Origin of the sequence: Enterobacter sp. PL1, from assembly GCF_945957325.1 — a bacterium.
In the GTDB taxonomy this organism is placed as follows: Bacteria; Pseudomonadota; Gammaproteobacteria; order Enterobacterales; family Enterobacteriaceae; genus Enterobacter; species Enterobacter roggenkampii.
The window spans coordinates 57,807-84,621 of the sequence record NZ_CAMFKT010000007.1 but is presented as its reverse complement, the minus strand read 5'-3'; the positions used below and the strand labels follow the sequence as shown (position 1 = coordinate 84,621).

The following is a 26,815-nucleotide window of genomic DNA, read 5'->3' as shown; positions in this document are numbered from 1 at the left end:
TATAACATTGCCAGGCCCGGGGTGTTGTTTGACGAAGATGGTAAGCCGCTTCCAGGAGCTGCTGGTCTTGGAATTGGGGCTGTTCCGATTGGTGGTAAATCTAAAGATACTCAGATTTGGACAGAAGCCAAGAAAGCAGAACCTGTGGGTAATGCCTATGGACACTGGACAAAATATGGGAAAGAATTTCCTGAGTATCAGAATGCTAAGCAATATGTTGATGCAGCCCATAATTTTATGACAACCCCACCGCAAGGTACCTTAACTAAAACTCGCCCTAACGGAGACACGCTGTATTACAATCCTGCGACTAATGTCTTTGCTTCAAAAGATATAAATGGTGTACCGCGTACAATGTTTAAACCAGAGAAAGGTCTCGAATATTGGAAAAAACAATGATGAATAATGGCTCTTATCCTTGTCCATGCTGTGGAAATAAAACAATTGATGAGCTGGGTTGTTATGAAATTTGCCCTGTATGTGGGTGGGAAGATGACCCTGTACAATCGGCTGATCCAGATTTTTCTGGCGGGGCAAACTCTTCGAATTTAAATGAGGCGAAACGAGCATTTAACAAACAGTAACTGATAAAACGATCCCAGCCATTGAGCTGGGATCGTTTTATCAGCCTTTAACCCCTTGAAACGCTTAACAGCGAAAAAAGTTGCATCAGATGTACCTTAGCAAAAACACCCTGTAAGTTACTGACTGGAAAGGGAAAACTGTGTTGTTCCTGCCGGAATGCACAGGAAAGCGTTGTTGTTGAGAATAACTCGCTGAGTGATGTTGCTGAATATCTGGCAACGGGTAAAAAGCCGGAGGACAGATACAAGGATGCGCAGCAGCAACTGAAAAACGCGGTTGATGAGTTTAAGGCGAAGAACTGCGCCGGACTCAGTGCAGCGGCCTGTGGTGCGAAAATGGACGCCCACCGTGATGAACTGCTGGCAGGTTTTGCGGAAGCGGGCTGCGACTTTATCCCTCTTTACGGGGATATCAAGAGCTTTAAGGAAGCGGACAGTGCGCAGGGCTATCTGGCGGCCGTTATCGGTATCATGCCAGGACTGGGTGATGAAGCTGGGGCTTTACTAAAAGGTGTAGATAAGGTACTCAAAGCGGACGATCTTGAAACTGCGTCTAAACTAATCAATAAAGCCAGTGATGAAATTTCTGGATATCTTCCTGGTCCAGGGAAAATATCCGTACCAATTTCTGGTGTTAGCGCTAGTGCCAAGTTCTCAGTAACTAATGCACAGGTTGGGAAAAACTTGGTAAACATGTTAAAGATTTTGGTGGGAATGCATCAAATGCGGCCGATCGAGAACGTGTCTTAAATATTATAAATGATATAGGCTCTAATCCAGAAAAAGTTGTTGCAGGGAAATTTGCAGGGCAAGGAGCAGGAGCAGGAGCCAGTCGTGGTGATGTATTCTTCAGAATAAAAGGAAATGATGTTGTTGTTACTCAACCAGATGGTAGTTTTGCTACCATCCTTAAAGATGGTGTGTTAAATAATACCTCAGTGAAAAATGTGCTAAAGGGGGCGCCACAATGATGCTTTTTGATAATGGGTATCAAGAGCTGGCACGTAATGTAGTCGGACGAAAACTCCAAAATGTCAATGGTCTGATATATATTTATAACGTTCCCGACTTAGGGGCTCCGCAACAACTTCAGTTCGTTTTTTTTATTGAAAATCAAAATGTTGTGTTCAGATGTGGACTAGATGGGGCTTCACTTGAACTAACTAATTTACCAATGCAAGAAAATGATCTCGGAGAGTATGGCAAAGAGAAAATTATGGATTTGTCAAATTCATGTTTTTTTCATAAAGTTATTGGAAAGATACTCTTACGATTTTACGCGATTTATTCTGAAATAGAACAAAAAGTGATTGGGGCAAAATTAGTTTTTGATGAAGGTCTTACTTTAGCAATTATTAATCTCGGGGATGAAATTAAAGTTTTTGATTCTCTGTCAATGGAATATGAGCGAGACGAGAAAATTAATTACATTGATGTTTTATCTATATTTTAAAGACAACCTTCCCGACAGTTAATCTCTTAATCGTCCGGGTCTCCTGGTTGTTAGCCTGCACCTCCGCAGGCTTTTGAAAGACTCAAGACATAATCTCCCTGCGTTATGTTGAATGGCCGGTGGCTGTTCACGATGGGCTTTTCGTCGGACGGTAGCCTGTCCAGGAGAAAAAGGCGCGTCAGGAAGGTGCGGATAAAATCGTCGGGCAGCGAAGGCAGTATGCTACCGCAGATTCGAAAGCCAGGCGCGGGGCAGATATTCAGCGTATAGCTCAGAACTGGCGAGTGAGTCCGGAAACGGCTTCAATACTGTATGATTCGATGACGTTTGTACACGGCGCAGCGGCTGTCGGCGGTGCTCATTATGGGATGAAAGGTTCTGGAGTAAGTGAAGAGACAGCAGGATCAATTAAGAATGTGAATCCAGGGTACCCTGAATCTGGGGGAACACACAATTGTCTAAACTGCTCGATTGCTACAGATGCTACATCAAGTGGGAACCCTGCGTCAGCCTTACCGATTGATCATAATAATGGAGTGCCTTTATCTGTTTTGGAAAACCAATATGGTACTAAATTTAAATAAGCCCCTTCATCTGAAAGCATTACACAACAAATGACAGATGCAGGTTCTGTTTCAAGAGGTATCGTTTTTGGTTCATATGGCCCAGGGCAGCCAGGGCATGTATTTAATGTTGTGAATCAAAATGGTACAGTCCGATTCCTTGATGGACAAACGGGTAAATCAGCTGATCTCAGCCAGTTCAAATCATTCCAACTTTAGCGGACAAACTAATGATTACTTTTGATGAAGCTGTTAATAAGGCGATCGAACATTTAGAAAAAACAGAGGTGCCCGTGGTTATTACACTACAAGATCGTTTTTCAGAAGGATGGTTTTTTTATTTTCAATCCAGAGCATATCTTGAAACAGGATATTTCTCTGCTCAGCTTATAGGCAATTCTCCATTTATAATCGATAAGGATACTGGTGAGGTACATGAACTTGGAACCGCATACCCTATTGAAAAATACTTGCAGGATTATGAAGAAGAGAAAAATGGCAAAAAGGAATGAAAAAAATTGAGAATAGAGGACCTGCAAAATGATGATGAATTATGAACTTTCTCGTTTGTGTGATGGTGAGATGTATGTCAAAAATAAGTATCCTTCATGGTCTGACGTGCTCGACTTTTTAAATATTTTGAAAAAGAGCAGTGGCAGTGTGAATATCAGAATTATCAATGCTCCAGATATTGGACCTGAAAGACTTAGTGTTGAGGCTGAGAACGGGTTTTATCTGGTCACTATACTTGAATATGATGAATCCGGAGGAGATGTAAGATCCATATGGGATAAAACGTCGTCATCTGGAGGGCATGTCATTATCCGTGGTAATTATTGGCCTGAACGCCAACTTACAAAAGACTTTGACCTTGTGGTAAAGATCTTTAAAGAGTTTTTCCATACTGGCAACGTATCAATTGACCTTCTTAATTGATATATAAATCCCAGACTACAGCATCCAGCATCGCCTGTGGTGATATAGTTTTCTGATATGATAGAGGGCGGCAGACTCTTTGTCACGGCGGGGCGGTAGCATCTCCTAGCCAAAAACGCGCATCGGGGCAAAAAGTTGCCGCGCCGGAAGTACAGCAGGGAAAACGGCTGTAACTCACGGAAAGCACAGGGAAAAAACGTTATTATCACAGCAATGTGCACAGGATCGAGTTGTTGTTGAGAATAACACGCTCAGCCCAGGGCATGATGAGGAAGAGTTTGAGAAAGAGCATGGCGACCGGTTGCCAAAAGTTTATAACATTGCCAGGCCCGGGGTGTTGTTTGACGAAGATGGTAAGCCGCTTCCTGGAACTGCTGGACTTGGGATTGGGGCAGTTCCGATTAAAAATGGTGGTGGAGTTGCTAAAGGTACTCCAAAAATTCCATCTAACTTGCAACTATTTACAAACCCTGCTCAAGGGCCTGTTATTCCAAAGGGGTGGGTAAGTAAACTAGGGCGAACACCAGGAAGTACAATTTACTATCCGCCAAATACAGATCCTAGCAATCCTGGAAGCACCTACATAAGGGTAATGCCATCAGGTTCAACCCCTGTACCCGGACTTGAAAACGGTTACTGGATATTTGTCAAAAATGGACAACCAATAAATCCGGCTACAGGTGGTACAGGTACACGTGGAGAGACTCATCTACCGTTACCAACAGATACTATGCCACCAAAAAGGTAAGCTATGAATGATTACAAACGATGAGCTGAGGGAATTTGAACAGTCAGTATTTACTGGGATTATTGTGGGTGTTGGATCTTTAGTTTTGCTATTTTCATCAGGTTGCAGAATTTTGATTCAATGTCCGTTCCAGTGCGGAGGGAAAAAACATCTCCAAAATGGGCATGGCGAAAACCTGGCAACAAGCGTTCTTCTTTTCCCTACGCTTAATCAAACGGTTTACTCATGTTCCATGCTTGATGATGAAACGTTAACTTTATGTTTTAGCAATGAAGATCATATACATATCATACCTGAAAAGAACGGTTTTGAATCTTATGTTATTACAACCAGTCGTGGGGATTATCCTGTGATCGCTTGCTAGGAAATATTTTGGTCAACTAGCAAAATACACATCAGGGCAAAACGTTCTTGTGCCGGAATTACAGCAGGCGAAACAAAGTGTAAATCGCGAAAATAAAAGGAAAAATCATGTGTATCGCAGCAATGTGCACCGGAACGAGTTGTTGAGAATAACTATCTTAGCAACCAACAACGTTCTGAGCGGGATAAAGAGTTTGATTCCTGTAAAGGTAACACCTCATGTCAGTTGAAAGTCGGTGCTAAATGGGATGCTATTGATATCGGGCAGGAGGCCCCTACGGGGCTGGTATACTGGTTGGTGTTCCTCAGGGGATTAGTGATTCCGTCGAGAGTTTATCGAAAGCCGTCACAAATCCTGCCGCCACTTATGATGCGATTAAGCAATTAATCACGAGCGACGACATGTCCAGTACGATGTCGAATGCCGTTAAAAAATATGGCGTAAAAATCGTAAGCGAGAAACCTACAAATGTTAAAGGTATTTCTAAAGTTGAATACTTAGTTCCTACCAAAGATCGCGCGGGGAATTTAACTGGAGAATATAAACCAAGTCCAGTAAAGAAAACTATCTATGATCCGAAAATATATACTGCCAAAGTAATGTTAGACCTTGAGCAAGAGGCTGCAATGAAAGGGTAAAGAGATGCAATGCGCAATGGCCAGTCAGCATATGATGCTACAGCTGGCGGGTTGAATTTTAGAGTTTATCTCGATAAAAATACAGGTCGAGTCACAAACTTTCATCCCAAATAGGATTAAATGAATGAAATTTTTATTTGATTTACCTTATATAAAATCAGACCCTTACGTGGTTATAAAAACTTACTTTGACCTCATGTATAATGATGGTGTTTTCTTGATGTCTATTGAAAGTATTATTAAAAAGCATTCATTTATGAGAGATGGGGTTTACTGCTTCTTTCCTGATTTGGAAAGTTATGACGAAAGTGAACATTTTGAAGGTGTTGAATTTGCTGTTGGTTATCCTCCCTCTGAAGCAGATACTACTATCGTTAGTGAAGAAATCTGCTATCACTACGTACGACTTGCAAGTGAAAAGTATTTTCGGCTTCACCCGGAAGATACGGAAAAGGTAAATAGCTTACTTGCTCGGCTACCTGTGTGAGTACAAATCCTGCCTGCCAACTGTCCGCGGGATTTTTTTGCCCTGCATTTTTCACTTCCAGACAAGATGTGTTTTTGGAGTACCGCCGTCCGCGACGGTACTCCAAAACGGCCAGGTCACGCAATCCTAAAGCATCAGATGGTGGAACCGCTTTTAGGCCTGTAAACGGTAGGGCGTACTTTGATAATTTGAGGTGATGAATGGATGTAATATCTCTTGCTGGGAAACAAGCTCAATTAACCATTGATGAAAATGAATTATTGATCCTGAATTCAGTTTTAAATGAAATCTGTAATGGTATCTCTGTTCCTGAATTTGAAACCAGGATTGGGGCTTCTAAAGAAGATGTCTGTGCCTTACTTAATGATATAGGCCAGATTTTAGCCAATATGATGGCTTGAGAAGATCCCGGCTCCTGCGGCATTTTTTGTTCGGCAATACTGTTTGGAAATATCTGAACTCATCCCGGCAGGCTATTTTACGATAGCCTGCTTCTCACCTCAAAATCCCCACACCCGTCACAAGATTGGTCTACAGACAAAGTAGTACATGCTGTTGGTGATATTGCTACTGCTCCTGATACACAATGGTTTGCTCAAACGGGAACCGGGGGTGTATACACCAGTAAAGGGAAACCTGCTAACTGGGTGTCCTATGAAACTAGGGATGGCGTAAGAACTAGGGTTGTTTACCAACCTGCTACAGGGAAAATTGTTATAGCCTTTCCTGATAATGGACCGATGCCGAGCAGTTATAAAAATATTAAATAAGATGGGTATTTAAATGATTGATTTAGATGAAAAAATAGTTTTTTTCGGCGACCTTTTTAAGGGGCGCTTAGATAATGAAATGCTCCAGGATGCCATTGAGTATGTAGGGCATGGTGAAAGAGGGTTAGCTTTTGAAACGATTTGCGATCATTTAAGCGAGTATGACGTACCGATTAGTCAGTCTGAGTACGATTTAGCCATAAATATTTGTAATGACCTTAAAATGGATGTTAATGACATTAGCTTAAAACATTTAAGAAAATTAATTATCCAGTAAACATTCCCGACTGTCGTCGAGGAGGTAGTTTACTCTGGCGAAAAAGGCGCGTCGGGGCAAAAAGTTGCCGTTCCGGAATTACAACAGAGAAAACGGATTTAGATAACTGATAGTAAAGTTAAAAACAGTTATCATCACAGCAAAGTGCACAGGATCAAGTTGTTGTTGAGAATAATTCGCTGGATTATATCGCCGGGCTGCTTGCTTTGGGACTATCTACTTGCTGCGTAAAAATAGCGCATTACGCATGGAACGGCGGAAGTTTTTGCAGCGGGTGGTCGGTTGGCGAGTCGATTATGATTCTGTAAAAGGCACCCATATTAATAGATGGGATTATAGCAAGGGACAGGAAAGGTGTTAAGAAAGTGATATCATTTGAGGATAATGAAAACGCCTTTAAGACTATATTGAAACAATTGAACAGGTAGATCTTATGACTTTATTTGAAGAGTGTAGAGAAGCTCTTAGTGCTGATTTCACTATTATTGATAAAGAAGAAGATGCAAGAGTAACTGCTATTCTGGAAGTATACCCCTTTGTTAGCGGAAACATTTCTTGTTCTGAAATAAGCTTTAGAGACTTTGAAACCAGTGATGAGTTACTCTGTCAATCCAGGCTAAAAAATGAAGATGTCTATGTCATTGCAGACGATGCAAATATACCTATATTCAGAACTAATTTGAGACTAGTGCTTGAAAATATTTATGATGTCGCGGCATTGTCATCAAAAATGTTCATTATTAATGAAAGTATGATTCTGCAACCACTATTTCCAACCGATGCATTTCGGCTCGGGACAAGATAGCATTGTGGCACCGTAAACCAATTACCAGTAATAGCCGGTGTTACAGTAGGTGGCTATCTATCTGAGAGAGCAGGAAAAGCAGGCGAAGATTTTGCCAGGGCAAAACTGAAATGAAAAAATACAAATCATAGGACTTGGTTGTTGTTGATAATCGGTTTTTGGGTGATAAGGACATCACAACCTTCACTGCAAAATACGCATGCGAGAAGGCTAAGGCCGGTCAGCTACCGTGAGCATGGTCTGCCGGTATCAGAGAACCTGCTGAAGCAGGATTTTTACGTCGGAGGTCCAAATCAGAAGTGGGCAGGCGACATCACGTATCTGCGTACTGATGAGGGCTGACTGTATCTGGCGGTGGTGATTGACCTGTGGTCCCGTGCGGTCATCGGCTGGTCGATGTTGACAGCACAACTGGCGTGCGATGCGTTACAGATGGCACTTGGCGATGTAAACCCCGGAAAATGTCATCGTACATACGGACCGCGGCGGGCAATACTGTTCAGCGGACTATCAGGCATTACTGAAGCGGTATAATCTGCGCGGGAGTATGAGCGCGAAGGGTTGTTGTTACGACAATACCTGCGCGGAAAGCTTCTTCCTTTCACTGAAGGTGGAATGTATCCACGGGGAACGCTTTATAAGCCGGGAAATGATGTGGACAACGGTGTTTAATTATATCGAGTGTGATTACAAGCGGTGGCGATTCAGGCTAATAAAGCCGGGCTAAAATCGTTAACAATTTATGATGAGGCTACAGGATCTGTCCTCTTCTGGCAGACTGGCATGAAATCTCTCAAGGTTAGGGATTAAAATGAATTTTAAAATGAGTTGGACATTAGACGAAATAGGTGGGAATAAACTGGTCCCAAATTGGGATATGGTACTAAATCAGTTTAGACAAATTGAAGGAAAAAAAGGAACCCTTACTCTTGATATACTGAACAGTAGCGATGATAGCGCTGAAATGCTTCAGGTCAGAACGGAGAATGGTTATTATCAGATAACATTAGGCGAAATTGTTCAAGATGAATACCAAGTAAGAACGTACTGGGATTCATCTAAACCTGATACAGGAATGGTGATTCTTGGAAATTACTGGCCAGAATCTCAGCTTACAAAAGACTCTGAATTTATTGTAAAGCTCTTAAAAGAGTTTTTTGATACTGGCAACGTATCAAAGGAACTTCTTAATTGAGATCTAAACCCAAGGTTTTTACATCCTAATTGGTGCTGAAGTTTGCTTATATGATGGTGCCGCAATAGACCTTGTGTCACGGCTGAGCGGCTGCAATATATGGATCGCGGGCAGATGGTGAAACCTGTTACTGATATCGTTGGGAAAGGAACTATATCTGAGAGAGGCTCCGTCGCAAATGCCAACTTTGTCCAATCAAAATTAGAGCGAATGATACATTTAGCCCCTGATGGGCAGATATATAGCAAAATGACAGGTCAACCCATCAATACGGTTCGGAATGGTTCTATCAAACTGAGTCAATTATCTGTAGATTATGTGGATATGAATGGTACGGAACCAATCAAACAAATGTGAAAGTCCCCGGAATGGATGGTAAAACTTATAATGATCTTGCCACCGGTCAATTAATTAGGAACAAACTTCCGGAAACAGGAAGTACAGATATACCACGTGGGAGGAAATGATGAAATCAGGAATTGCAGTCTCAATCTTAGATCCTTATGACTGGTTACCATCATATGGTGAAAATTCAGTGTCTATTGAGTCCAGAGGCTTAGAAGTTATCGTTAAGATTGAATATGATGTAACAAATGAGAATCAGGGCCCTAATTATAGGGAATTACGATTTGATAACGTGTGTGATTTTCATCACACCTCTTTCCCTGGATTGTCCAGACTCGATATAGATTACTCCAGCGATGCCAGGACTCCATTAACTGGAACCCTGATCGAATATCCTGACTCTGAGGTTGCAATTGCATGGAGTAGGCATTTTGGTGGAATAAAGCATATAAAACACTATAAGATTATTTTTTTTCGAAAATATTTCGTTAGAAATATTTGCTGAAAATGTGAATTTGAGCTCTGCATTATCTATTCCTCGTGAATGATTTGTGCTGGAGAAATTAATTTAGTTGACCAAATACCATTATCTACTTGATAGAATTTAACGCCCTGATGATAGAGACATAGGGTATTAATTTTAGTACAAAAGGTGTCCCGTAACGCATTCCAATCTGAATTACCATCTCTTTATCTATTGGAAAAGGTACAAATAGTTATGGATATGCTCAAGTTTGTCTTGAAAGAAAAATAGGCTAAAATCGAATAATTAAGGTAATGAATAATGAATAAAACAGTATGGAAGTTTATAGAGCCACCAAATATGGCAGTTATTGCTAATAGAAAAATTATCACTTCAGGGGCGTGGATAGCTTATGTTTCCCATGATAGTGACGATGGCGCCTGGCAATTTCATATAAGTGGTTCTGATTCTGTTAATGAGAATGATGCTGTTTTAGTTAGCCTTCAAGAAATAGTTAATATTGATCATACTATTACTATATTAGCAGACCTCCCTTTGGGGTGGTGCGCATGGCGGAACTCAAAAGATGATGTATGGGAAAAATCCCCTTTAAGTAAATGATATTCTTAATTAAAATGCATAACTCAGCAGATTGGACCTGCTAATGCCCATATTTGGTCCCGCCTTCAGTTTGCGGTTTTTTTAAGGCTGCTTTTTTATCCGGTAATATCATTGTTCGCAACCAGGCTAACCAGAAGCAGGACGTCAGCACGCTCAGACGTGACACTGACCATGCCAATGGCAGCATCGACCCGATCTTTAACAAAGAGAAAGAGCAGAAACGCCTGCAAACCGCGCAAATGATTGGCGAGATCGGCAATCAGGTTGCGGATATTGTGCGCACCAACGGCAAGATTGCGGCCACGGAAGCGGCCAACGAGAAGATGAAAACCGCGGGCAGCGATGCGCGTAACGCCGCCATCAGCCAGCTGAAAAAAGACGGTAAAGAGGTTACCGATCAGGCGATTCATGACCAGATGTACCAGACCTTCTATAACGAAGCGTTTAACCAGTCTGGCATGGGAACGGGGCAGAGCACCCAGCGCGCCATCACGGCAGCAACGGCGGCCATCCAGGCGCTGGCAGGTGGCGATATTAAAGCTGCGATTGCGGGCGGTGCCGCGCCGTATATCGCCAATGCCATCGCGAATGCCATCCCGGAGAAGGATCTTAAGGGACGCGTGCTGGCCCATGCGGTTGTCAACGCGGCACTTGCAGCCGCTTCCGGCAGAGATGCGGCGTCCGCTGCAGCCGGTGCAGCGGTGGGTGAGCTGGCTGGTAAGATTGCGGTTGACGGTTTTGGCAAACAGGTCAGCGAACTGAGCGAGGAAGAAAACAGGCGGTATCTGCGCTGGCGACACTGGCTTCTGGTCTGGCTGGCGGGCTTGTCGGAGACAGCAGCGCGAATGCGGTAGCGGCGGCTCAGGCGGGCAAAACGACGGTTGAGAATAACACGCTGGGTATTGCACCTCCGGTTCCGGTAAGCCCGGGAGATCAGGTCACCAAAAACGCTAATGACAAAATAGCGTTAGCTGTGGATGATCTGTTTGATGCAGTTGATAAAGCCACTCAGTGTAGCTTTGGGCGTGCATGTTCTTCGGATGATTCAGATCAGGGCTTGAAACCCAATGTAGCCGGAAACATGACGGATGATGAGAAGGCTGAATATGGCGGGGCTGGTTCAGGCTCTCCGACTCCACCAGAAAATGATCATGAAAAACAAGAAAGTAAGCCTGTTAATAAACTCAATCAAAAGCAAGAAAGTGCTATCAAGGAGATCGATAACACTATAAAAAATGCTTTAAAAGATCATGATATCACAGGAACGCTTAAGGATATGGATGGTAACCCTGTGCCTAAGGAAAGCGGTGGATATTGGGATCACATGCAGGAAATGCAAAATACCCTCAGGGGCTTAAGGAATCATGCAGACACATTGAAAAATGTTAATAATCCTGAAGCTCAAGCGGCATATGGTCGCGCAACAGATGCGATCAATAAAATTGAATCTGCCTTGAAAGGACATGGGATATGATAACTTTCCGTAAGTTGATGGGAAAAATAAATTCAAAACCAAACTCTGTTCAGAAATCATCGCTTGAACAATGGTTTGAACGTGTCATTGATATACCAATAGAAGAGCTGTCCGTAGAAGATCTTTGTCGTGCTATTCGTCAGGATCTCTTTATCGACCAGCTAATGCCAAGAGTATTAAAAGTATTGGAGGAAGAACCATTGGCGGGGGAATATTACGATGGTGAACTCATTGCAGCTCTGGCAACAGTAAAAGCAGAGGATCTAAAAAATCATATGGACTGTTTTGAACAGGCTAAGATGATTATAAATAAAATAAACACTTCAGATATTGATAATGAATTAAGAAAGGATATATTGAAAATCAATAAAAAAGGTACGTGAGAAAAAGAAGCTTGCTCTCGCAAGGTAATAGTGTGAACGTGTTCAGGTAAAGAAGGTGCGTCGGGGCAAAATACGCAAGTAAGAAGGCTGAGGGCGAGATATATCAGCTTCTGTCTGAACTGAAAAAGCAGGACGCAGATGAGCTAAAACAATCGCTTAGTGGATGTTTGTTAGTATAAAATAGCGCCCCAAGCAGGATTGAAGAAAGTTTTTACAGTATTTGCTGAGCCATTTCTCTCCAAACTTAACGGCTCTAACAGTCCCGACCTCATATCCTGGCCCTTCAAAAAGGACTAATCAAATGATTTATCTGCTGTTAGGAATTGCGCTGTTCGCATTTTTCATCGGAACTGTCATATTTGTCCGTTTTAGTAAAGTGACGAGAAGGAGCGTTCAGTCACCAGAGGGGTATGAAGATGGCCCTTATAACTCGAATTATAGCCAACAGTACGCTGATGCGTATGGGCAGATAGTCAATCTCCTTGATATTACTAGCGTTGATGAACAGAATCAGCAGCAGGTGAAAGATGCCATGTTTAACTATTTCATGGTCACCAAAGGGGTGGATCGTCAGACCGCAGAAAGCTACACCGAAACGAAACAGAGTCTGGAGATCATTGCGGCTTCGTTAACACCAATTTTGGGATCTGCTGCGGCAAAACAATTAAGTAAAGTTGGTGATGCCAATCTAAAAGCCGTAGCCAAGGGAAATATGGATGGAGTGAAGTTTTCTGACACCAACTAAGGTATAAGACCTTCACAGTTAGCTGATTTCAATAAACCGATGCTTATTAATGATGTTGTGCAGGCCAAGATAGACAAGCGGCCGGATAAAAACCATTACCAATGGGAATATGGGAACAGCTCATGCAGAGGTAGGTGTAATTCAGCAAGCTTATGAAAAAGGAATGACTAACGGCAAAGATATGTTTATGTCGGTAAGTGGGGAGAAAGTTTTCTCATATTGTCTAAGCGATATAAAAATTATGGCTGAAAGATCAGGGCTTAAGTCGTTAACATTATTTGACGAAACTACTGGTAGGACCTTATATTGGCAGTCAGGAACAAAGGGCTTCCGCGTAAAAGGAGCTAATGATGAATAGGTTACTTCTTTCATGGTCGATATCACAAAAAGGTGGCACGAAGAAGCCTGATTGCTGGGAAGATATTGTTAACTTATTAGCCAAAGTTCATTTATTTAGTGGTTGTGTAACCGTCGACAGATTAGACTGCGAAGGTTATTTAATCTCAGAAGTACAAGTAAGAATGGAAAAAGGTTTCTATCTGGTTACGTTTTTGAACGAAGATGATGAGATTATGTCAATTACCGATTTAACACAACCAGATGAAAAAGTGTTAATTTTCGGAGATTACTGGCCAGCAAGTCAGCTTACAAAAAATTATGATCTTGTTGTCAGGATCTTTAGGGAGTTCTTCGATACTGGCAATGTATCAAAGGAACTTCTTAATTGAAATATAAATCCAAGATTTCGGCGTCCGCAGTGATGCTGTAGTTTGCTTATATGATGGTGGCGCGATAGACCTTGTGTCACGGCAGGGCGGTAGCGTCTGTGGCCCCAAAAACGCTTAACAGCGCAAAAATCCTGGGCATAAAATACAACAGGGAAAAGCAGTTGTAACTAACTGAAAATAAAGAGAAAAGTTGTTTCGGTGGCTGAGTTCGCACCGGAAAGAGTTGTTGTTGAGAATAACAACATTGCCAGCGTTCTGGCAGCTGCAAATGCTGTAAAATCGGGAACGACAGAAAAATGGCAGGCAGAGCAGCAGGCCGCGATTAAAGAAGCCGGCAGCGGAGGCACACCGGTATCCTGCCAGATGGCGATGGCGGCTATGGGAACAGTGTTGTACGGAGGCATTCTTCCTGAAGCAATAGTGATTTCTGGTGTAATCAGCGCCGGAGCTGTGTGTGGTGTTGATTATGTGATGAATGGTTCCGTTGATCCTAAAAACGTTATTGCTGCCTACTGGAGCGGTGCTTTAACCCGTTATACTAGATTTGAATCAACAGTTCTTATCAATGCTGGTAGCAGCGCCATCGTAAGCTACCTGGATGGAAAAAATCCATTCCTTTACGGAACTATCGGTGGTTTGGGTGGAGCAATTGGTTATGGAGTAGGTAATAAATTAATAGAACCGATATTGGGTGAGGTTGTTAACCCCATGTGGAAATCTTTACAGTGGGAGGATATTGGATATGGTATATCTCAGCCTTATCGATTGAGTCCAGTGCCTGGGATTGTTGGAGCTGCAGGCGGCGGCGTTGCAGGTGAAGTATTTAATGTGGTGGTAGACCCATCTACTCCTGCTAATAACAAGAATGGAGCAGCAAAATGAACGAAAAAAGATGGCTAATATCTTTTATTTTGATTTTGCTGACGCTGATCTTAACAATGGATATTATTGCTTTGCTAACTTATTTTTTTGCAAAGGCCTATCTCTATTTCATTCGTAATATCCCTGTTGAGATAAGTCTTTTTGAGTTAGTGAGGATTCTTAAGGGCGCATCATTGGGTGGGGTTATTGTTGGTGTAGGTTGTTGGTATATTTCTTTTAAAAAATACTAGTTGTTGCTGAGAGTAAGTTTTTAAGCTGAAATGAGGAAAAACCTTTCGATAAAGAAATGGCAGTCTGTCTTAAATCTGGCGAGGGATAGTCGCGGTATCCAGTGCTTATAATCGGGTAAAATTACATATTAATGTTAGCGCGAATCTTCTGAAGAACTCTGTCCGAGAAATATAATTGGAATATTTTCGGTGGGCTAAGCGCGGCGAGTCGATTATGATCCTGTAAAAGGTATCCATATGAATGATAGAGATTATATAAAGGGGCAGGAAATGGTGTTAAGCAAGTAATACTATTTGAGGTAATGGAAAAACCATTAAGTCTTAAATAAATGAACAGGTAGATCTCATGAGTTTATTCGAAGAGTGTAAAGAGGCTCTTAGTGCTGATTTCACTATCATTGATAAAGAAGAAGAGCGAGTAAATACTATTCTGGAAGGGTATCCCTTTGTTAGCGGAAACATATCTTGGCCTGAAATAAGCTTTAGAGACTTTGAAACAAGTGATGAGTTACTCTGTCAATCCTGGCTAAAAAATGAAAATGTTTATGTCATTGCAGACGATGCAAATATACCTATATTCAGAACAAATTTGAGATTAGTGCTTGAAAATATTTATGATGTCGCGGCATTGTCACCAAAAATGTTCATTTTTAATGAACGTATGATTTTGCAACCACTATTTCCAACCGATGCACTTCGGCTTGGGACTAGATAGCGGCGTGGTACCGTAAACCAATTACCAGTAATAGCAGGTGTTACAGTAGGTGGCTATCTATCTGAGAGAACAGGAAAAGCAGGCGAAGATTTTGCCAGGGGAAAACTGAAATGAAAAAATACAAATTATAGGACTTGGTTGTTGTTGATAATCGGTTTTTGGGTGATAAGGATATCACAACCTTCACTGCAAAATACGCAAGTGAGAAGGCTGAGGCCGAGATATATCAGCTTCTGTCTTAACTGAAAAATCTGGACGCAGATGAGAAAAAATAATCGCTTAATTGATTTTGGTTAGTATAAAATATCGCACTAAGCAGGATTGAAGAAAGTTTTTACAGCATTTGCTGAGTCATTTCTCTCTAAACCTAACGGCTCTAACAGTCCCGACCTCATATCCTGGCCCTTCAAAAAGGACTAATTAAATGATTTATCTGCTATTAGGAATTGCGCTGTTCGCATTTTTCATCGGAACTGTCGTGTTTGTCCGTTTTAGTAAAGTGACGGGAAGAAGCGTTCAGTCACCTCTTACCACGATGTTTTTCTTTGATGCGCTCTTTTTTGGTCTGGGTAGTAAGCGAGACATGAACATCGCAGCATCTTCATTTATCGTCTTTCTAGTCAGTATCTGGGGATTAACTTATTTAAAATTAAGCACTCATTTTTGGGGAAGTCGCGAAATTTATTTTGGTTTTGCGATCGCCGGAATTTTATTTCTGATTATGCATTGCCGCTATTGTGCAAAAAATGTCGTTATCAAAAATGATGGCCTGGCCCCCATGAGAGAGTTGATTAATATCCGGCGATCCGGCCTAACCAGCCCCTTTATATGGTTAAGCAGGGCCGGGTATCTGGGGTTCTTTATTGGCATGCTTCACTGAAGCGAGATGCGAAAAAACAGCCTCCGTGCCCATTGAGACTACCCCAGCCTCTCCACCCGTGTCTCCCCCTCCGTCATCGACAGCTGATACAGCGAAAACGATCGCTGCTTCTCAATCAACGTCGCCAGCTCCGGCGAGTGGCTGGTGAGCCAGATCTGCGAGTAGCGGCTGGCCTCGGCGATTAAGCTCGCCAGGGCGGGCAGCATCTGCGGGTGCAGGCTGTTTTCCGGTTCGTTCAACGCGATAAACGCCGGTGGGCGCGGGCTGAGCAGCGCTACCGCAAGGCACAGAAAGCGCAGGGTGCCGTCGGAGAACTCCGCCGGTTCCAGCGGTCTGCTCAGCCCCTCGCGCTGCATCATCATGCGAAAACGTCCGCCGGAGTTGTCGCTGTAAAACACGCAGCCGGGGAAGGCCTGGTCGAGGATGCGCATCAGCAGCAGCTCGTCGCCAATCTCCACAATGGTCTGAAACGCCGCCGCCAGGTTAGCGCCGTCGCTGGCCAGCACCGGGGAGCGGAAACCGACCTGCGGGGCGCGCATCGCCGAGCCGATTGATACAGAAAACTCATGATAAAAGCGCCAGTTACGCAGGGACTCGCGCATCTGCGACACTTCCGGGTAAAGGTGCGGTTCGCCGAGCTGTCCGAATACCGATTCGTTCTCGTACAGCGTGCCGCTGTGGGTCACCTTCTCGTGATGCACGTTGTTCAGAAACACCGCCTGGTTCTTACGCTTCATCAGCTGTGACGAAGGTCGACGGTGCTGGCCGCTCAGCCAGATGGACTCCTCTTTGATCACCGGGTCGAGCTGAAACTGCGAGGGATAGGGCAGCTTCTCCACAAACCCGACCTGCAGCTCGTATTCGTAGCTCTCTGTTTCCACCGCGAGGTTCATCCGCCGCAGCTGGTCGCTACGGGTTTTGCCTGCCCAGAACACCTTCAGAATGCCGCCCTCGTTCGCCAGCGCCTGGGAAAACTGCCCCTGCGCGGCGCTGTGCATCAGGTGTATCGCCTTGTAGATATTGGATTTTCCGGTCCCGTTCGGCCCGAAGACGATATTGAGCTGCTCCAGCTCCAGCGACATCTCGCGGATGGAGCGGTAGTTTTGAATGTGCAGGGTGTGGATCACAGGCAGGCCCCTTTCGCAGAATAAACCTGTATATAATCACAGTCTTTGAGATGAAATGCAAAAAAGAGACGACAGTGAGGATGTCGTCTAAACGGGGTACTGCTTTGGGCCTCTACGGGTCAATGGGGCCTTCGCATTTTTTTCATCACTTGACTGCCAGACGCAGACCCAAATCATCAGGATAGGGATCAAAGTAGTTTTGCGTCATCAGATACCGGTCGGGGTATTCGGCCAGGTAGTGCTTCAGCAGCGTGATCGGGGCGAGGATAGGCAACTGTCCGTTGCGATAGTGCAGGATCACGTCGCGCAGCTCGCCGCGCTGGCGGGTGTTCAGCTGGTTACGAAAATACCCCTGGATATGCATCAGCACGTTGGTGTGATTCTTACGCGAAGCGGGTTTTTTCAGGATGGTCATCAGCTTTTCCCGGTACGCCACGAAGAAAGCGTCCAGGTCTTCCCACTCGTGCAGCGAGGCAACGAACGGGCCGATTTCACGGTAACCCGCCTGATGGTGCGCCAGCAGCTGGAGTTTGTAACGGCTGTGGAAGTCCAGCAGCGCGCGGCGCGTGAGGCCATTTTTACGCAGCGTGTTGAGTTCGTGCAGGGCAAAAACACGTTCGACAAAGTTTTCACGCAGCACCGGATCGTGCAGGCGTCCGTCCTCTTCAACGGGCAGCCACGGCCAGGTTTCAAGGAGGGCGGCGGTGAACAGCCCGACCCCCTCCTTGCGGCCCCGGTTGCCGTTTTCATCATACAGGCGCACGCGCTCCATGCCGCAGCTTGGAGATTTAGCACAGACGATAAACCCGGCGAGATCGCCGATTTTCGGCAAAAAATCTGCCGTAAAGTCCGCCATTTTCTGCGTAACGTCTTCGTGAGGCGCGTGGCTGAAGCGCATCTGCGTTTCACCGCTGGTGGTCATAATCAAACGCAGCGCAGGGCGAGGCGTCGGCAGGCCGATGGCCATTTCCGGACAGACGGGCCTGAAGTTCACCCACTGGGCCAGCTCATCCATGACGAAGCTCATACGCTTGTGTCCGCCGTCAAAGCGAACGGCGGATCCGGTCAAACATCCGCTAATACCCAGCACAGGTTTCGTTGTCATGGTGTGGTCCTCCCGTTCATATAATTAAAACTTACACAACATGACTAATTTGTCCAAGTATTCGCGGAACTATTTTTTTTATTCCTTTAGAATCAATGCGTATTAGCTGCCCTTATAGGTCGAGTAACCGTACTGGCTCAGCAGAAGCGGGATGTGCAGCTTCTCGTTGGTGCGCGTCACGGTAAACAGCACCGGGATCTCCGGGAAGAAGGAGTCGAGCTTTTTGCCGTGGAAGTACTCAGCGGTTTTGAAGGTCACTTTATACACGCCAGGCTGCATGTCCTGATCCTGCGGATAAAGCGATTTGATGCGTCCGTCATGGTCGGTTTTACCGCTGGCAATCGGGGTCCATTTGTCCTGCTGCTGCTTCTCCAGCGTAACGCTCACGTCTGATGGCGGCATCCCGGTTTGCTGGTCGAGAATGTGGACGCTCAGCGTACCGGCAGGGGCGCTAAAGGCGGCGGGGGCAAAGGCCATTGAGGCCAGGATCAGCAGAGGGGCAGTTTTTTTCATGGTGTTTTCCTGTGGAGTTATTCGTTACAGGAAAACGTTAGCATTTGCGGCGCGGGAAAATATTCAACTTTTCGTGAAGATTCCCGCAGGAGAAAATGATCAGAGGATAATCACTTCAAGCGATACCTGCTGCTGCCACTGCTCCACCTGCTTTTTCCGCCCGGCGGTGAGTTTACCGCTGGTGACCAGCAGCCATTTTCGCTCCGGGAAAATGTCCGGAGCCAGGGCGTCTGGCGGAACTGGCAGAATGTCGATGCGGTGGCCCTGCCCGGTGCGCGTTAGGGCTTCGAGCCAGATCTCGCACGGGTCGTTCAGGTGCCAGCCACTAAGCAGAATGTTATCGCCCGGCGCTTTTTTATCGCCTTCGAGGCAAAACGAGGTATAGGCGATGATGATGCCGTCGAGGATCGCGCGCAGGGTCATGGCGGCGGCCACGTTAGCCGAGACCTGGCGGCGCAGCGGGCGCAGCACGTTCGCGACCAGCTCCGGCCTTGGGTACTCGCGCCCGGCGTCGTAAATCATCTGGCGCAGGGACTCGACTTTGCCGTCCTGCAGGCGTTGCAGCATGTTCTGCTGCAGGGTTTGCCAGTTGTTGGTTCGGCCCGGCGTCGGGCGTTCCAGCAGCGGTTTGACCTGGCCGATCGGGACGCCTTTTTTTACCCAGTCGAGGATTTTGAGCGCCTGCTGGACGTCCTCATCGCTGTACTGGCGATGGCCGCCTTCCGTGCGCTGTGGCTTGAGTAAACCATAGCGACGCTGCCACGCCCGCAGGGTGGTGGCGGTGATGCCGCTGAGTCTGGCGAATTCGCCGATGGAGTAAGCCATGTCCGTGTCCAGAGTGGAGGAATACTCTCAATATACTACGAATTTTCCCGAACGGGATGAAGCGCCGAAACGGTGCACTACACTTAACATCCAACCGTGCAAATGAAAGGAATTCTCATGAAGCTATGGCCTGTTGTGACCGGTGTTGCGATTGCTTTGACGCTGGTCGCCTGTAAATCCCCCACGCCGCCGAAAGGCGTGCAGCCTATTACCAACTTCGAAGCCAGCCGCTATCTCGGCAAATGGTACGAAGTCGCCCGTCTGGAAAACCGCTTCGAACGCGGCCTGGAGCAGGTGACGGCGACCTACGGCAAGCGCAGCGACGGCGGCATCAGCGTGCTTAACCGGGGGTACGATCCGGTGAAGAACAAGTGGGATGAGAGCGAAGGCAAAGCGTACTTTACCGGCGAGCCGACCACGGCCGCGCTGAAGGTCTCCTTCTTCGGCCCGTTTTACGGCGGGTATAACGTGATCAGGCTGGACGATAAGTACCAGTACGCGCTGGTTAGCGGCCCGAACCGCGACTATCTGTGGATCCTGTCACGCACGCCGACCATCCCGGATGCGGTGAAGCAGGATTACCTGAATACCGCGCGCAGTCTGGGCTTCCGGGTTGACCAGTTGGTGTGGGTGAAACAATAAAAATCGTGCTTTCTTCCTGGGGCATTACTGGCTCGCCTGGATAGACTTCCGTTAAAAGCCTAACGGGGGAAGACGACATGAACTGGCAGCCTTTTCGCGGCGATGCGCCGGAAAATATGACGATTTTCAGCGCGTCATTTCCCGACGTCAGCGACCAGTGGCCGATGAAAGACGATGCTGCTCGTGAGATCGCCTCCCTTGACCGCGCCCTGAAAGCCGAGCCAGTGCTCCGGCCGCCGCGGGTGGAATACGACGAGGGCGGGCAGGCCGTGCTTGTTCCGCAGAACCGCTATTCCGAACAGGCCTTCCGCAACCGTCCGGCGCTCACCGCGTGGCGCACCCGGCTGGTCCCCTCCGCGCTGGCGCTGTTTGTGGTGCAAAACCCGCTGGAGGACCGCCTGCCCGACGGCACAAAAATGGACAGCGACAGCCGCCAGTGGTTTATCCACGCTAACGATGCGATTGGCGTGCGCTCCCGCGCCCGGGTGCTGGCCGCGCTGGTGGATAAGTACATTCATAATGAAAGCGAGAACAACTGGGTCAGCCTGGCGAGCGGTGCCGCCATTCCGGTGCTGGAGGCGCTGCGCGAAGCAAAGCTCGACGGTCAGCAGGTGTATCTCACGCTGGTGGACAAAGACCCCGTAGCGCTGAGCTGGGCGGAAACCATTGCGGCGCAGGAAGGCATCGTGGTGGGCGAACAGCTGACGCTGCTCAGGCGCAACCTGCTCCATACGCTGGTGCGTAACGAGGACCTGCTGCTGGAGCTGGGCGAGCATCAGGCCGAACTGGTCGACGCGCTGGGGATTTTCGAATACTTCAACGATACTGACGCGGTGATTTTTCTCCAGCGCGCGCTGCGGCTGGTCAAGCCCGGCGGCGCGGTGATTGTGTCGAACATGCTCACCAACAGCCCGCAGATTGACTTTGTGCTGCGGGGTATCGGCTGGGAGGATATTCACCCGAGGTCGTTACAGCAGCTGCAGGACATCCACCTCGCGGCGGGCGTGCCGGTGGAAAACGTCACCGTGGTGGTGCCGAAGGACGGGGTGTATGCGGTGATGGAGATTAGGGTAGGGGATGAAAAACCGCACGGTCAGTTCCCTCTCCCTGTGGGAGAGGGTTAGGGTGAGGGGGAACAGGCCGCATAGCGTGATTTGCATTAGTAGGATTTTCCAATCATGATCTCCCCCATGAAAATTGAAACCGCACTCCCCACACACTTCGAGCGTCTGGTCGCGATCTGGGAATCCTCCGTCCGCGCCACCCATCACTTTTTACAGGAAAGCGATATTGCGGCGCTGCGCCCGCTATTGCTCAACGCGTATTTGCCAAACCTCACCGTCATGATGGCCCGCGATGACGCAGGCGTTATTCACGGCTTTTTAGGCGTGGATGAAAACCGCATTGAAATGCTGTTTGTTGATGATGCGAGCCGGGGGAAGGGCGTCGGGAAATTGCTGCTGCAATACGCCATCGCAGCGTTCGGCGCGGACGAAGTGGATGTGAATGAGCAGAACCCGCAGGGCGTGGGATTTTATCGCCATATGGGGTTTGAGCAGGTCGGACGCTCGGAACTGGACGGGCAGGGGAATCCGTTTCCGTTGTTGCATATGAAGCTGAGCAGGAATACCGGGATTAGCGCTTAGCCTGCTTATCCCATTTTAATAAGCCGATGATATCTTTCTCACCTTCGGCTTCTTTCAGCAGGCGCTGCTTTTTTTCAAACTCAATGTATTCTGAGCACGCCTTTTCATCAGCCGCTTTCTTGCTGATTTTGCCTGCTCCTTTTAAAACGCCCCGATCTGTTTGTTATTTTATTTTGTCAGCCAAAAGGTGTGGGGTCAAATGTGTTTACAATACTTCCTCTAACTACAGAGATGAAAAATGGAATAATATCATTCACATATTGTATTATAGGTAGCAGTATTGTTTATTTATTGCTAGTGCTTAAGACGTTTATATTTAATATATACGCAATTATAATGAACTCGATAAGATGGGAATATCATATTAAGGCTCAAGATATAGCGAAGAAACGTAAAGTAGCAGCTGAGCAACATGGGGATGAATAAAACAACTTTTGGCGGAAGATCACAGGAGTCGAACCTGCCCGGGAACGCTGGCGTCCCCAACTGGATTTGAAGTCCAGCCACCTCACCGGAGATGACGATCTTCCGCGCCTGCATTGCTACATGGAGGCGGGGCGCATTATAGCTACTTTCAGGCATTTACCACATACCCCACACCACTTTTTTCACCTCTCTTTTGACCTGTACCCCCCTGTTTCAGTTAATTCTTAAGAAAATCCTCAGGTTAACCTTTCGTGCTCTCCAGTATTTACCGCGATCACAAAAAACAAGAAACGTAATCTGCTAACCAGAAAACGCAATACCCCCATCTGAAACAATGGTTTAAAACCAATGCAACCGGTCTCAGCGCCCCCTACAGCGTGAAGGATAAAAAAAGATGAGCGAAGTACTGTCAGTAAAAGAGAAGATTGGCTACGGCATGGGAGACGCCGCCAGCCACATCATTTTTGATAACGTCATGTTGTACATGATGTTTTTCTACACCGACATTTTCGGCATTCCCGCCGGGTTTGTCGGCACCATGTTCCTGCTGGCCCGCGCGCTGGATGCGATCTCCGACCCGTGCATGGGGTTGATTGCCGATCGCACCCGCAGCCGCTGGGGCAAGTTCCGCCCGTGGATTTTGTTCGGCGCGATCCCGTTCGGCATCGTCTGCGTGCTGGCCTACACCACGCCGGACCTCAGCCTCAACGGCAAAATGGTCTACGCCGCCGTTACCTACACCCTGCTGACCCTGCTCTATACCGTGGTCAACATTCCTTACTGCGCGCTGGGCGGCGTGATCACCAGTGACCCGACGCAGCGTATCTCCCTTCAGTCCTGGCGCTTTGTGCTGGCGACGGCGGGCGGCATGCTCTCTACGGTGCTGATGATGCCGCTGGTGAAGCTGATTGGCGGCGACGATAAGGCGTTCGGCTTCCAGGGCGGGATTGCCGTGCTGTCGGTGGTCGCGTTCCTGATGCTGGCGTTCTGCTTCTTCACCACCAAAGAGCGCATCCAGGTGCCGCCGAGCACCACCTCCATGCGGGAAGACCTGCGCGACATCTGGCACAACGACCAGTGGCGCATCGTCGGCGTGCTGACCATCCTCAACATCCTCGCCGTCTGCGTGCGCGGCGGCGCGATGATGTACTACTGCACCTGGATCATGGGCTCGCCGGAAGTGTTCGTCGCGTTCCTCACCACCTACTGCGTCGGCAACCTGATTGGCTCCGCGCTGGCGAAACCGCTCACCGACTGGAAGTGCAAGGTCAGCATCTTCTGGTGGACCAACGCCGCGCTGGCGGTGGTCAGCGTGGCGATGTTCTTCGTGCCGATGCATGCCACCATGGTGATGTTCGCCTTTATCTTCGTCATTGGCGTGCTGCACCAGCTGGTGACGCCGATCCAGTGGGTCATGATGTCCGATACCGTCGACTACGGCGAATGGACTAACGGCAAGCGCCTGACCGGCATTAGCTTTGCGGGCACGCTGTTCGTGCTGAAGCTCGGTCTGGCGCTGGGCGGGGCGATGATCGGCTGGATGCTGGCAGGCGGCGGCTACGACGCGGCGGCCAAAACCCAGAACAGCGCGACCATCAGCATCATTATCGGCCTGTTTACCCTGGCCCCGGCGGTCTGCTACGTGCTGAGCGCCATCATCGCCAAACGCTACTACACGCTGAAAACCCCCTTCCTGACCAAAATCCTGGGCGAGCTGGCACAGGGCGCGCGCCGTAATCAGCAGGAATTTGAAACCCTGCCGGTCAGCAAAGAATTGCAGAACTAAGAGGACGAAAGCATGAAAATCAGTGATGGAAACTGGCTTATTCAACCGGGCCTGAACGTGACCTGTCCGGTTCAGGTGTTCGACGTGGAGCAGCAGGGCAATGACCTGGTGGTGTATGTTGCGCCGCGCGACGTGCGTGAGCGCACCTGGCAGCTCGACACGTTGATGTTCACGGTGCGTCTGTTTTCCCCGCAGGAAGGGATTGTGGGGGTGCGCATCGAGCACTTCCAGGGCGCGCTGAACAACGGCCCGCACTATCCGCTGAACGTTCTGAAAGACGTGAAGGTCGAGATTGAAAACAACGCCGAATTTGCTGAGCTGAAAAGCGGCAGCGTCAGCGTGCGCGTCACCAAAGGCGAGTTCTGGGCGCTGGACTTCCTGCGCAACGGGCAGCGTATTACCGGCAGCCAGCTGAAAAATAACGGCTACGTGCAGGACAGCAATACCCACCGCAATTACGTGTTCGAACGTCTGGATCTGGGCGTGGGGGAAACGGTCTACGGCCTGGGCGAGCGTTTTACCGCGCTGGTGCGCAACGGCCAGACGGTCGAGACCTGGAACCGCGACGGCGGCACCAGCACCGAGCAGTCCTACAAAAACATCCCGTTCTACCTGACCAACCGCGGCTACGGCGTGCTGGTGAATCACCCCGAGAACGTCTCGTTTGAAGTGGGCTCCGAGAAAGTTTCTAAGGTGCAGTTCAGCGTGGAAGGCGAATATCTTGAGTACTTCGTGATCGACGGCCCGACGCCAAAAGAGGTATTAAACCGCTATACCCGCTTCACCGGGCGTCCGGCGCTGCCGCCTGCCTGGTCGTTCGGCCTGTGGCTCACCACCTCGTTCACCACCAACTACGACGAAGCCACGGTGAACAGCTTTATCGACGGCATGGCCGAACGGGACCTGCCGCTGCACGTGTTCCACTTTGACTGCTTCTGGATGAAGGCCTTCCAGTGGTGCGACTTCGAGTGGGACCCGGTGACCTTCCCGGACCCTGAAGGGATGATCCGCCGCCTGAAGGAGAAAGGGCTGAAGGTCTGCGTGTGGATCAACCCGTACATCGGCCAGAAATCCCCGATCTTCCGGGAGCTGAAAGCGAGGGGCTACTTGCTCAAGCGCCCGGACGGCTCCCTGTGGCAGTGGGACAAATGGCAGCCGGGGCTGGCGATTTACGACTTCACCAACCCGGACGCGTGCCGGTGGTATGCCGACAAGCTGAAAGGCCTTGTGGATATCGGCGTCGACTGCTTCAAGACCGACTTCGGCGAGCGTATTCCGACGGACGTGCAGTGGTTCGACGGGTCCGATCCGCAGAAGATGCACAACCACTACGCCTACATTTATAACGAACTGGTGTGGAACGTGCTGAAAGAGACCGTCGGCGAAGAGGAGGCGGTGCTGTTTGCCCGCTCGGCGTCCGTGGGGGCGCAACAGTTCCCGGTTCACTGGGGCGGCGACTGCTACGCCAACTATGAGTCGATGGCCGAAAGCCTGCGCGGTGGGCTGTCGATTGGCCTGTCCGGCTTCGGGTTCTGGAGCCACGATATCGGCGGGTTCGAAAACACCGCCCCGGCGCACGTCTACAAGCGCTGGTGCGCGTTCGGGCTGTTTTCCAGCCACAGCCGCCTGCACGGCAGCAAATCCTACCGCGTGCCGTGGGCGTACGATGACGAGTCCTGCGACGTGGTGCGCCACTTCACCCAGCTGAAGTGTCAACTGATGCCGTACCTGTACCGTCAGGCGGCGCTGGCCCGCGAGTTCGGCACGCCGATGCTGCGGGCGATGATGCTGGAGTTCCCGGACGATCCGGCGTGCGATTACCTTGACCGTCAGTACATGCTGGGGGATTCGTTAATGGTGGCGCCGGTGTTCTCCGAGGCGGGCGACGTGCAGTTCTACCTGCCGGAAGGGCGCTGGACGCACCTGTGGCACAACGACGAAATTCAGGGCAGCCGCTGGCATAAGCAGCAGCACGATTTCATGAGCCTGCCGGTCTACGTGCGCGACAACACGCTGCTGGCGCTGGGCAACAATAACCAGAAGCCGAACTACGCGTGGCACGAGGGGACAGCCTTTCAGCTGTTTAACCTGGACGATGGCGCAACGGCGGTAAGTGAAGTGCCTGCGGCGGACGGTTCTGTGGTGTTTACGCTGAAGGCGTCACGTCAGGGCGACGTCGTGACCTTTACCGGCGCGGGAGACGCGCAAAACTGGTCGGTGTGTTTGCGCAACGTGCAGAAAGTGCGCGGCGTGAAGGGCGGCTCGCACGCGGGCAGCGAGTGGGGCGTGGTGGTGAAAGCCGAGGGGGATGAGGTGGCGGTTCAGCTCTGAGGTGGAAAATGCACGGTGGCGCTGCGCTTACCGGGCCTACGGTAATTATGCGGTCTGATGCCCTCACCCACAGGGAGAGGGAACCAAAACCTCGTAGGCCGGGTAAGGCGAAGCCGCCACCCGGCTTT

The 26,815-nt window shown here is 48.3% G+C and carries 37 protein-coding genes, 1 tRNA gene and 3 pseudogenes; 35 read left to right on the top strand and 6 right to left on the bottom strand.

Annotation, left to right across the window (positions count from 1 at the left end; translation table 11 throughout):
• Positions 1–24: 24 nt before the first annotated feature.
• The 30 genes and pseudogenes from N6P30_RS08575 (at position 25) to N6P30_RS08435 (ending at position 16,286) form a co-directional block, all read left to right on the top strand.
• Positions 25–399, top strand: a complete 375-nt coding sequence (locus N6P30_RS08575; protein ID WP_225828851.1) for a hypothetical protein — start codon at positions 25–27, stop codon at positions 397–399.
• Positions 396–584 carry a CPCC family cysteine-rich protein gene (locus N6P30_RS08570; protein ID WP_369879017.1) on the top strand — a complete coding sequence of 63 codons (189 nt, stop codon included), beginning with the start codon at positions 396–398 and terminating at the stop codon, positions 582–584. The genes N6P30_RS08575 and N6P30_RS08570 overlap by 4 nt, the downstream gene beginning before the upstream one ends.
• 336 nt (positions 585–920) lie before the next feature.
• Positions 921–1,334 (top strand): hypothetical protein, encoded by a 414-nt coding sequence (locus N6P30_RS08565; protein ID WP_050488799.1) that lies wholly within the window; start codon positions 921–923, stop codon positions 1,332–1,334.
• Between the two features lie 217 nt (positions 1,335–1,551).
• Entirely contained in the window at positions 1,552–2,037 is a 486-nt protein-coding gene (locus N6P30_RS08560) for a hypothetical protein (RefSeq protein WP_032664662.1), read from the top strand.
• 602 nt (positions 2,038–2,639) lie between these two features.
• Positions 2,640–2,819, top strand: a complete 180-nt coding sequence (locus tag N6P30_RS08555) for a toxin glutamine deamidase domain-containing protein (RefSeq protein WP_225828857.1) — start codon at positions 2,640–2,642, stop codon at positions 2,817–2,819.
• Positions 2,820–2,830: 11 nt separating this feature from the next.
• Complete coding sequence (locus N6P30_RS08550; RefSeq protein WP_023293722.1) at positions 2,831–3,112, top strand: YrhB domain-containing protein; 282 nt, start codon at positions 2,831–2,833, stop codon at positions 3,110–3,112.
• 28 nt (positions 3,113–3,140) lie between these two features.
• Positions 3,141–3,536, top strand: coding sequence for a DUF6911 family protein (locus N6P30_RS08545; RefSeq protein ID WP_023293723.1), 396 nt, complete (start codon positions 3,141–3,143; stop codon positions 3,534–3,536).
• 337 nt (positions 3,537–3,873) lie between these two features.
• Complete coding sequence (locus N6P30_RS08540) at positions 3,874–4,284, top strand: hypothetical protein (RefSeq protein WP_227113961.1); 411 nt, start codon at positions 3,874–3,876, stop codon at positions 4,282–4,284.
• A 7-nt stretch (positions 4,285–4,291) separates the two neighbouring features.
• Entirely contained in the window at positions 4,292–4,648 is a 357-nt protein-coding gene (locus N6P30_RS08535) for a hypothetical protein (protein WP_071788876.1), read from the top strand.
• A 105-nt stretch (positions 4,649–4,753) separates the two neighbouring features.
• Positions 4,754–5,400: pseudogene (locus tag N6P30_RS24655) on the top strand (CdiA family toxin C-terminal domain-containing protein); the annotation flags it as partial.
• A gap of 10 nt (positions 5,401–5,410) precedes the next feature.
• Positions 5,411–5,773 (top strand): ribonuclease toxin immunity protein CdiI, encoded by a 363-nt coding sequence (gene cdiI / locus N6P30_RS08525; RefSeq protein WP_023293726.1) that lies wholly within the window; start codon positions 5,411–5,413, stop codon positions 5,771–5,773.
• 200 nt (positions 5,774–5,973) lie between these two features.
• Positions 5,974–6,174, top strand: a complete 201-nt coding sequence (locus N6P30_RS08520) for a hypothetical protein (RefSeq protein WP_021242387.1) — start codon at positions 5,974–5,976, stop codon at positions 6,172–6,174.
• Between the two features lie 87 nt (positions 6,175–6,261).
• Entirely contained in the window at positions 6,262–6,543 is a 282-nt protein-coding gene (locus N6P30_RS24650) for an EndoU domain-containing protein (RefSeq protein ID WP_084832556.1), read from the top strand.
• 13 nt (positions 6,544–6,556) lie between these two features.
• A complete protein-coding gene (locus tag N6P30_RS08510) occupies positions 6,557–6,820 on the top strand; it encodes a MafI family immunity protein (RefSeq protein ID WP_023293727.1) in 264 nt (87 codons plus the stop codon).
• A gap of 433 nt (positions 6,821–7,253) precedes the next feature.
• A complete protein-coding gene (locus N6P30_RS08505) occupies positions 7,254–7,625 on the top strand; it encodes a hypothetical protein (RefSeq protein ID WP_023293728.1) in 372 nt (123 codons plus the stop codon).
• Positions 7,626–7,826: 201 nt separating this feature from the next.
• Positions 7,827–8,352, top strand: a pseudogene (locus N6P30_RS08500) (IS3 family transposase); the annotation flags it as partial.
• 96 nt (positions 8,353–8,448) lie between these two features.
• Entirely contained in the window at positions 8,449–8,820 is a 372-nt protein-coding gene (locus N6P30_RS08495) for a DUF6911 family protein (protein WP_225828869.1), read from the top strand.
• Between the two features lie 99 nt (positions 8,821–8,919).
• Positions 8,920–9,177, top strand: coding sequence for a hypothetical protein (locus N6P30_RS08490; RefSeq protein WP_145975206.1), 258 nt, complete (start codon positions 8,920–8,922; stop codon positions 9,175–9,177).
• 106 nt (positions 9,178–9,283) lie between these two features.
• Positions 9,284–9,670, top strand: coding sequence for a hypothetical protein (locus tag N6P30_RS08485; protein WP_260629938.1), 387 nt, complete (start codon positions 9,284–9,286; stop codon positions 9,668–9,670).
• A 279-nt stretch (positions 9,671–9,949) separates the two neighbouring features.
• On the top strand, positions 9,950–10,249 hold the full coding sequence (locus N6P30_RS08480) for a hypothetical protein (RefSeq protein ID WP_071788877.1): 300 nt from the start codon (positions 9,950–9,952) through the stop codon (positions 10,247–10,249).
• 53 nt (positions 10,250–10,302) lie between these two features.
• Positions 10,303–11,103: a hypothetical protein gene (locus tag N6P30_RS24645; protein ID WP_023293731.1), complete on the top strand. Its 801-nt coding sequence runs from the start codon at positions 10,303–10,305 to the stop codon at positions 11,101–11,103.
• Positions 11,040–11,723, top strand: coding sequence for a VENN motif pre-toxin domain-containing protein (locus N6P30_RS08475; protein ID WP_406566611.1), 684 nt, complete (start codon positions 11,040–11,042; stop codon positions 11,721–11,723). Before N6P30_RS24645 ends, N6P30_RS08475 begins: the two co-directional genes overlap by 64 nt.
• Positions 11,720–12,106 (top strand): contact-dependent growth inhibition system immunity protein, encoded by a 387-nt coding sequence (locus N6P30_RS08470; protein ID WP_023293732.1) that lies wholly within the window; start codon positions 11,720–11,722, stop codon positions 12,104–12,106. The genes N6P30_RS08475 and N6P30_RS08470 overlap by 4 nt, the downstream gene beginning before the upstream one ends.
• Positions 12,107–12,407: 301 nt before the next feature.
• The gene (locus tag N6P30_RS08465; RefSeq protein WP_023293733.1) at positions 12,408–12,851 is read left to right on the top strand and encodes a hypothetical protein; all 444 of its coding nucleotides are present in this window, start codon (positions 12,408–12,410) and stop codon (positions 12,849–12,851) included.
• Between the two features lie 109 nt (positions 12,852–12,960).
• Positions 12,961–13,209 (top strand): hypothetical protein, encoded by a 249-nt coding sequence (locus N6P30_RS08460; RefSeq protein WP_071788878.1) that lies wholly within the window; start codon positions 12,961–12,963, stop codon positions 13,207–13,209.
• Positions 13,199–13,579, top strand: a complete 381-nt coding sequence (locus N6P30_RS08455) for a DUF6911 family protein (RefSeq protein WP_225828780.1) — start codon at positions 13,199–13,201, stop codon at positions 13,577–13,579. The genes N6P30_RS08460 and N6P30_RS08455 overlap by 11 nt, the downstream gene beginning before the upstream one ends.
• A gap of 198 nt (positions 13,580–13,777) precedes the next feature.
• A complete protein-coding gene (locus tag N6P30_RS08450) occupies positions 13,778–14,461 on the top strand; it encodes a hypothetical protein (RefSeq protein WP_050488802.1) in 684 nt (227 codons plus the stop codon).
• Entirely contained in the window at positions 14,458–14,691 is a 234-nt protein-coding gene (locus N6P30_RS08445; protein WP_023293736.1) for a hypothetical protein, read from the top strand. The genes N6P30_RS08450 and N6P30_RS08445 overlap by 4 nt, the downstream gene beginning before the upstream one ends.
• A 346-nt stretch (positions 14,692–15,037) precedes the next feature.
• Positions 15,038–15,406, top strand: coding sequence for a hypothetical protein (locus N6P30_RS08440; RefSeq protein WP_023293737.1), 369 nt, complete (start codon positions 15,038–15,040; stop codon positions 15,404–15,406).
• A gap of 424 nt (positions 15,407–15,830) precedes the next feature.
• Positions 15,831–16,286, top strand: a complete 456-nt coding sequence (locus tag N6P30_RS08435) for a hypothetical protein (protein WP_023293738.1) — start codon at positions 15,831–15,833, stop codon at positions 16,284–16,286.
• Positions 16,287–16,324: 38 nt separating this feature from the next.
• Here the strand turns inward: N6P30_RS08435 and N6P30_RS08430 are convergent, their stop codons facing one another.
• From N6P30_RS08430 to N6P30_RS08415, 4 genes are all read right to left on the bottom strand, one after another.
• Positions 16,325–17,413, bottom strand: coding sequence for an AAA family ATPase (locus tag N6P30_RS08430; RefSeq protein WP_023293739.1), 1,089 nt, complete (start codon positions 17,411–17,413; stop codon positions 16,325–16,327).
• 145 nt (positions 17,414–17,558) lie between these two features.
• Entirely contained in the window at positions 17,559–18,518 is a 960-nt protein-coding gene (locus N6P30_RS08425; RefSeq protein ID WP_008500118.1) for a YbgA family protein, read from the bottom strand.
• 102 nt (positions 18,519–18,620) lie between these two features.
• Positions 18,621–19,031, bottom strand: a complete 411-nt coding sequence (uraH, locus tag N6P30_RS08420) for a hydroxyisourate hydrolase (protein ID WP_008500117.1) — start codon at positions 19,029–19,031, stop codon at positions 18,621–18,623.
• A 99-nt stretch (positions 19,032–19,130) separates the two neighbouring features.
• Complete coding sequence (locus N6P30_RS08415; RefSeq protein WP_008500116.1) at positions 19,131–19,856, bottom strand: MerR family transcriptional regulator; 726 nt, start codon at positions 19,854–19,856, stop codon at positions 19,131–19,133.
• A 117-nt stretch (positions 19,857–19,973) separates the two neighbouring features.
• On the opposite strand from N6P30_RS08415, the gene N6P30_RS08410 reads away from it, so the two are divergent.
• From N6P30_RS08410 to N6P30_RS08400, 3 genes are all read left to right on the top strand, one after another.
• Positions 19,974–20,498 carry a lipocalin family protein gene (locus N6P30_RS08410; RefSeq protein ID WP_023293740.1) on the top strand — a complete coding sequence of 175 codons (525 nt, stop codon included), beginning with the start codon at positions 19,974–19,976 and terminating at the stop codon, positions 20,496–20,498.
• Between the two features lie 77 nt (positions 20,499–20,575).
• Positions 20,576–21,622, top strand: a complete 1,047-nt coding sequence (locus tag N6P30_RS08405) for a class I SAM-dependent methyltransferase (RefSeq protein WP_023293741.1) — start codon at positions 20,576–20,578, stop codon at positions 21,620–21,622.
• Between the two features lie 66 nt (positions 21,623–21,688).
• A complete protein-coding gene (locus N6P30_RS08400) occupies positions 21,689–22,144 on the top strand; it encodes an acetyltransferase (protein WP_032676851.1) in 456 nt (151 codons plus the stop codon).
• Here N6P30_RS08400 and N6P30_RS08395 read toward each other — a convergent pair.
• Together N6P30_RS08395 and N6P30_RS08390 are read right to left on the bottom strand one after the other, a co-directional pair.
• Positions 22,134–22,301 (bottom strand): annotated as a pseudogene (locus tag N6P30_RS08395) (hydroxyacid dehydrogenase); the annotation flags it as partial. The gene N6P30_RS08400 and the pseudogene N6P30_RS08395 overlap by 11 nt on opposite strands.
• A gap of 278 nt (positions 22,302–22,579) precedes the next feature.
• Positions 22,580–22,674: transfer RNA gene (locus N6P30_RS08390), tRNA-Sec, on the bottom strand.
• Positions 22,675–22,964: 290 nt separating this feature from the next.
• Here N6P30_RS08390 and N6P30_RS08385 point away from each other — a divergent pair.
• Both N6P30_RS08385 and yicI read left to right on the top strand, forming a co-directional pair.
• Entirely contained in the window at positions 22,965–24,356 is a 1,392-nt protein-coding gene (locus N6P30_RS08385; RefSeq protein WP_023293743.1) for a glycoside-pentoside-hexuronide family transporter, read from the top strand.
• A 12-nt stretch (positions 24,357–24,368) separates the two neighbouring features.
• Positions 24,369–26,687, top strand: a complete 2,319-nt coding sequence (gene yicI / locus N6P30_RS08380; protein WP_023293744.1) for an alpha-xylosidase — start codon at positions 24,369–24,371, stop codon at positions 26,685–26,687.
• Positions 26,688–26,815 lie beyond the last annotated feature (128 nt).

Bases quoted from the DNA above. Each gene is read 5' to 3' on its own strand.
- N6P30_RS08570 (WP_369879017.1), top strand. From the start codon at position 396: ATGATGAATAATGGCTCTTATCCTTGTCCATGCTGTGGAAATAAAACA.
- N6P30_RS08565 (WP_050488799.1), top strand. From the start codon at position 921: ATGGACGCCCACCGTGATGAACTGCTGGCAGGTTTTGCGGAAGCGGGC.
- N6P30_RS08560 (WP_032664662.1), top strand. From the start codon at position 1,552: ATGATGCTTTTTGATAATGGGTATCAAGAGCTGGCACGTAATGTAGTC.
- N6P30_RS08550 (WP_023293722.1), top strand. From the start codon at position 2,831: ATGATTACTTTTGATGAAGCTGTTAATAAGGCGATCGAACATTTAGAA.
- N6P30_RS08545 (WP_023293723.1), top strand. From the start codon at position 3,141: ATGATGATGAATTATGAACTTTCTCGTTTGTGTGATGGTGAGATGTAT.
- N6P30_RS08535 (WP_071788876.1), top strand. From the start codon at position 4,292: ATGATTACAAACGATGAGCTGAGGGAATTTGAACAGTCAGTATTTACT.
- cdiI (WP_023293726.1), top strand. From the start codon at position 5,411: ATGAAATTTTTATTTGATTTACCTTATATAAAATCAGACCCTTACGTG.
- N6P30_RS08520 (WP_021242387.1), top strand. From the start codon at position 5,974: ATGGATGTAATATCTCTTGCTGGGAAACAAGCTCAATTAACCATTGAT.
- N6P30_RS08510 (WP_023293727.1), top strand. From the start codon at position 6,557: ATGATTGATTTAGATGAAAAAATAGTTTTTTTCGGCGACCTTTTTAAG.
- N6P30_RS08505 (WP_023293728.1), top strand. From the start codon at position 7,254: ATGACTTTATTTGAAGAGTGTAGAGAAGCTCTTAGTGCTGATTTCACT.
- N6P30_RS08495 (WP_225828869.1), top strand. From the start codon at position 8,449: ATGAGTTGGACATTAGACGAAATAGGTGGGAATAAACTGGTCCCAAAT.
- N6P30_RS08490 (WP_145975206.1), top strand. From the start codon at position 8,920: ATGGATCGCGGGCAGATGGTGAAACCTGTTACTGATATCGTTGGGAAA.
- N6P30_RS08485 (WP_260629938.1), top strand. From the start codon at position 9,284: ATGATGAAATCAGGAATTGCAGTCTCAATCTTAGATCCTTATGACTGG.
- N6P30_RS08480 (WP_071788877.1), top strand. From the start codon at position 9,950: ATGAATAAAACAGTATGGAAGTTTATAGAGCCACCAAATATGGCAGTT.
- N6P30_RS08470 (WP_023293732.1), top strand. From the start codon at position 11,720: ATGATAACTTTCCGTAAGTTGATGGGAAAAATAAATTCAAAACCAAAC.
- N6P30_RS08465 (WP_023293733.1), top strand. From the start codon at position 12,408: ATGATTTATCTGCTGTTAGGAATTGCGCTGTTCGCATTTTTCATCGGA.
- N6P30_RS08460 (WP_071788878.1), top strand. From the start codon at position 12,961: ATGGGAACAGCTCATGCAGAGGTAGGTGTAATTCAGCAAGCTTATGAA.
- N6P30_RS08455 (WP_225828780.1), top strand. From the start codon at position 13,199: ATGATGAATAGGTTACTTCTTTCATGGTCGATATCACAAAAAGGTGGC.
- N6P30_RS08445 (WP_023293736.1), top strand. From the start codon at position 14,458: ATGAACGAAAAAAGATGGCTAATATCTTTTATTTTGATTTTGCTGACG.
- N6P30_RS08440 (WP_023293737.1), top strand. From the start codon at position 15,038: ATGAGTTTATTCGAAGAGTGTAAAGAGGCTCTTAGTGCTGATTTCACT.
- N6P30_RS08435 (WP_023293738.1), top strand. From the start codon at position 15,831: ATGATTTATCTGCTATTAGGAATTGCGCTGTTCGCATTTTTCATCGGA.
- N6P30_RS08425 (WP_008500118.1), bottom strand. From the start codon at position 18,518: ATGACAACGAAACCTGTGCTGGGTATTAGCGGATGTTTGACCGGATCC.
- uraH (WP_008500117.1), bottom strand. From the start codon at position 19,031: ATGAAAAAAACTGCCCCTCTGCTGATCCTGGCCTCAATGGCCTTTGCC.
- N6P30_RS08415 (WP_008500116.1), bottom strand. From the start codon at position 19,856: ATGGCTTACTCCATCGGCGAATTCGCCAGACTCAGCGGCATCACCGCC.
- N6P30_RS08410 (WP_023293740.1), top strand. From the start codon at position 19,974: ATGAAGCTATGGCCTGTTGTGACCGGTGTTGCGATTGCTTTGACGCTG.
- N6P30_RS08405 (WP_023293741.1), top strand. From the start codon at position 20,576: ATGAACTGGCAGCCTTTTCGCGGCGATGCGCCGGAAAATATGACGATT.
- N6P30_RS08400 (WP_032676851.1), top strand. From the start codon at position 21,689: ATGAAAATTGAAACCGCACTCCCCACACACTTCGAGCGTCTGGTCGCG.
- N6P30_RS08385 (WP_023293743.1), top strand. From the start codon at position 22,965: ATGAGCGAAGTACTGTCAGTAAAAGAGAAGATTGGCTACGGCATGGGA.
- yicI (WP_023293744.1), top strand. From the start codon at position 24,369: ATGAAAATCAGTGATGGAAACTGGCTTATTCAACCGGGCCTGAACGTG.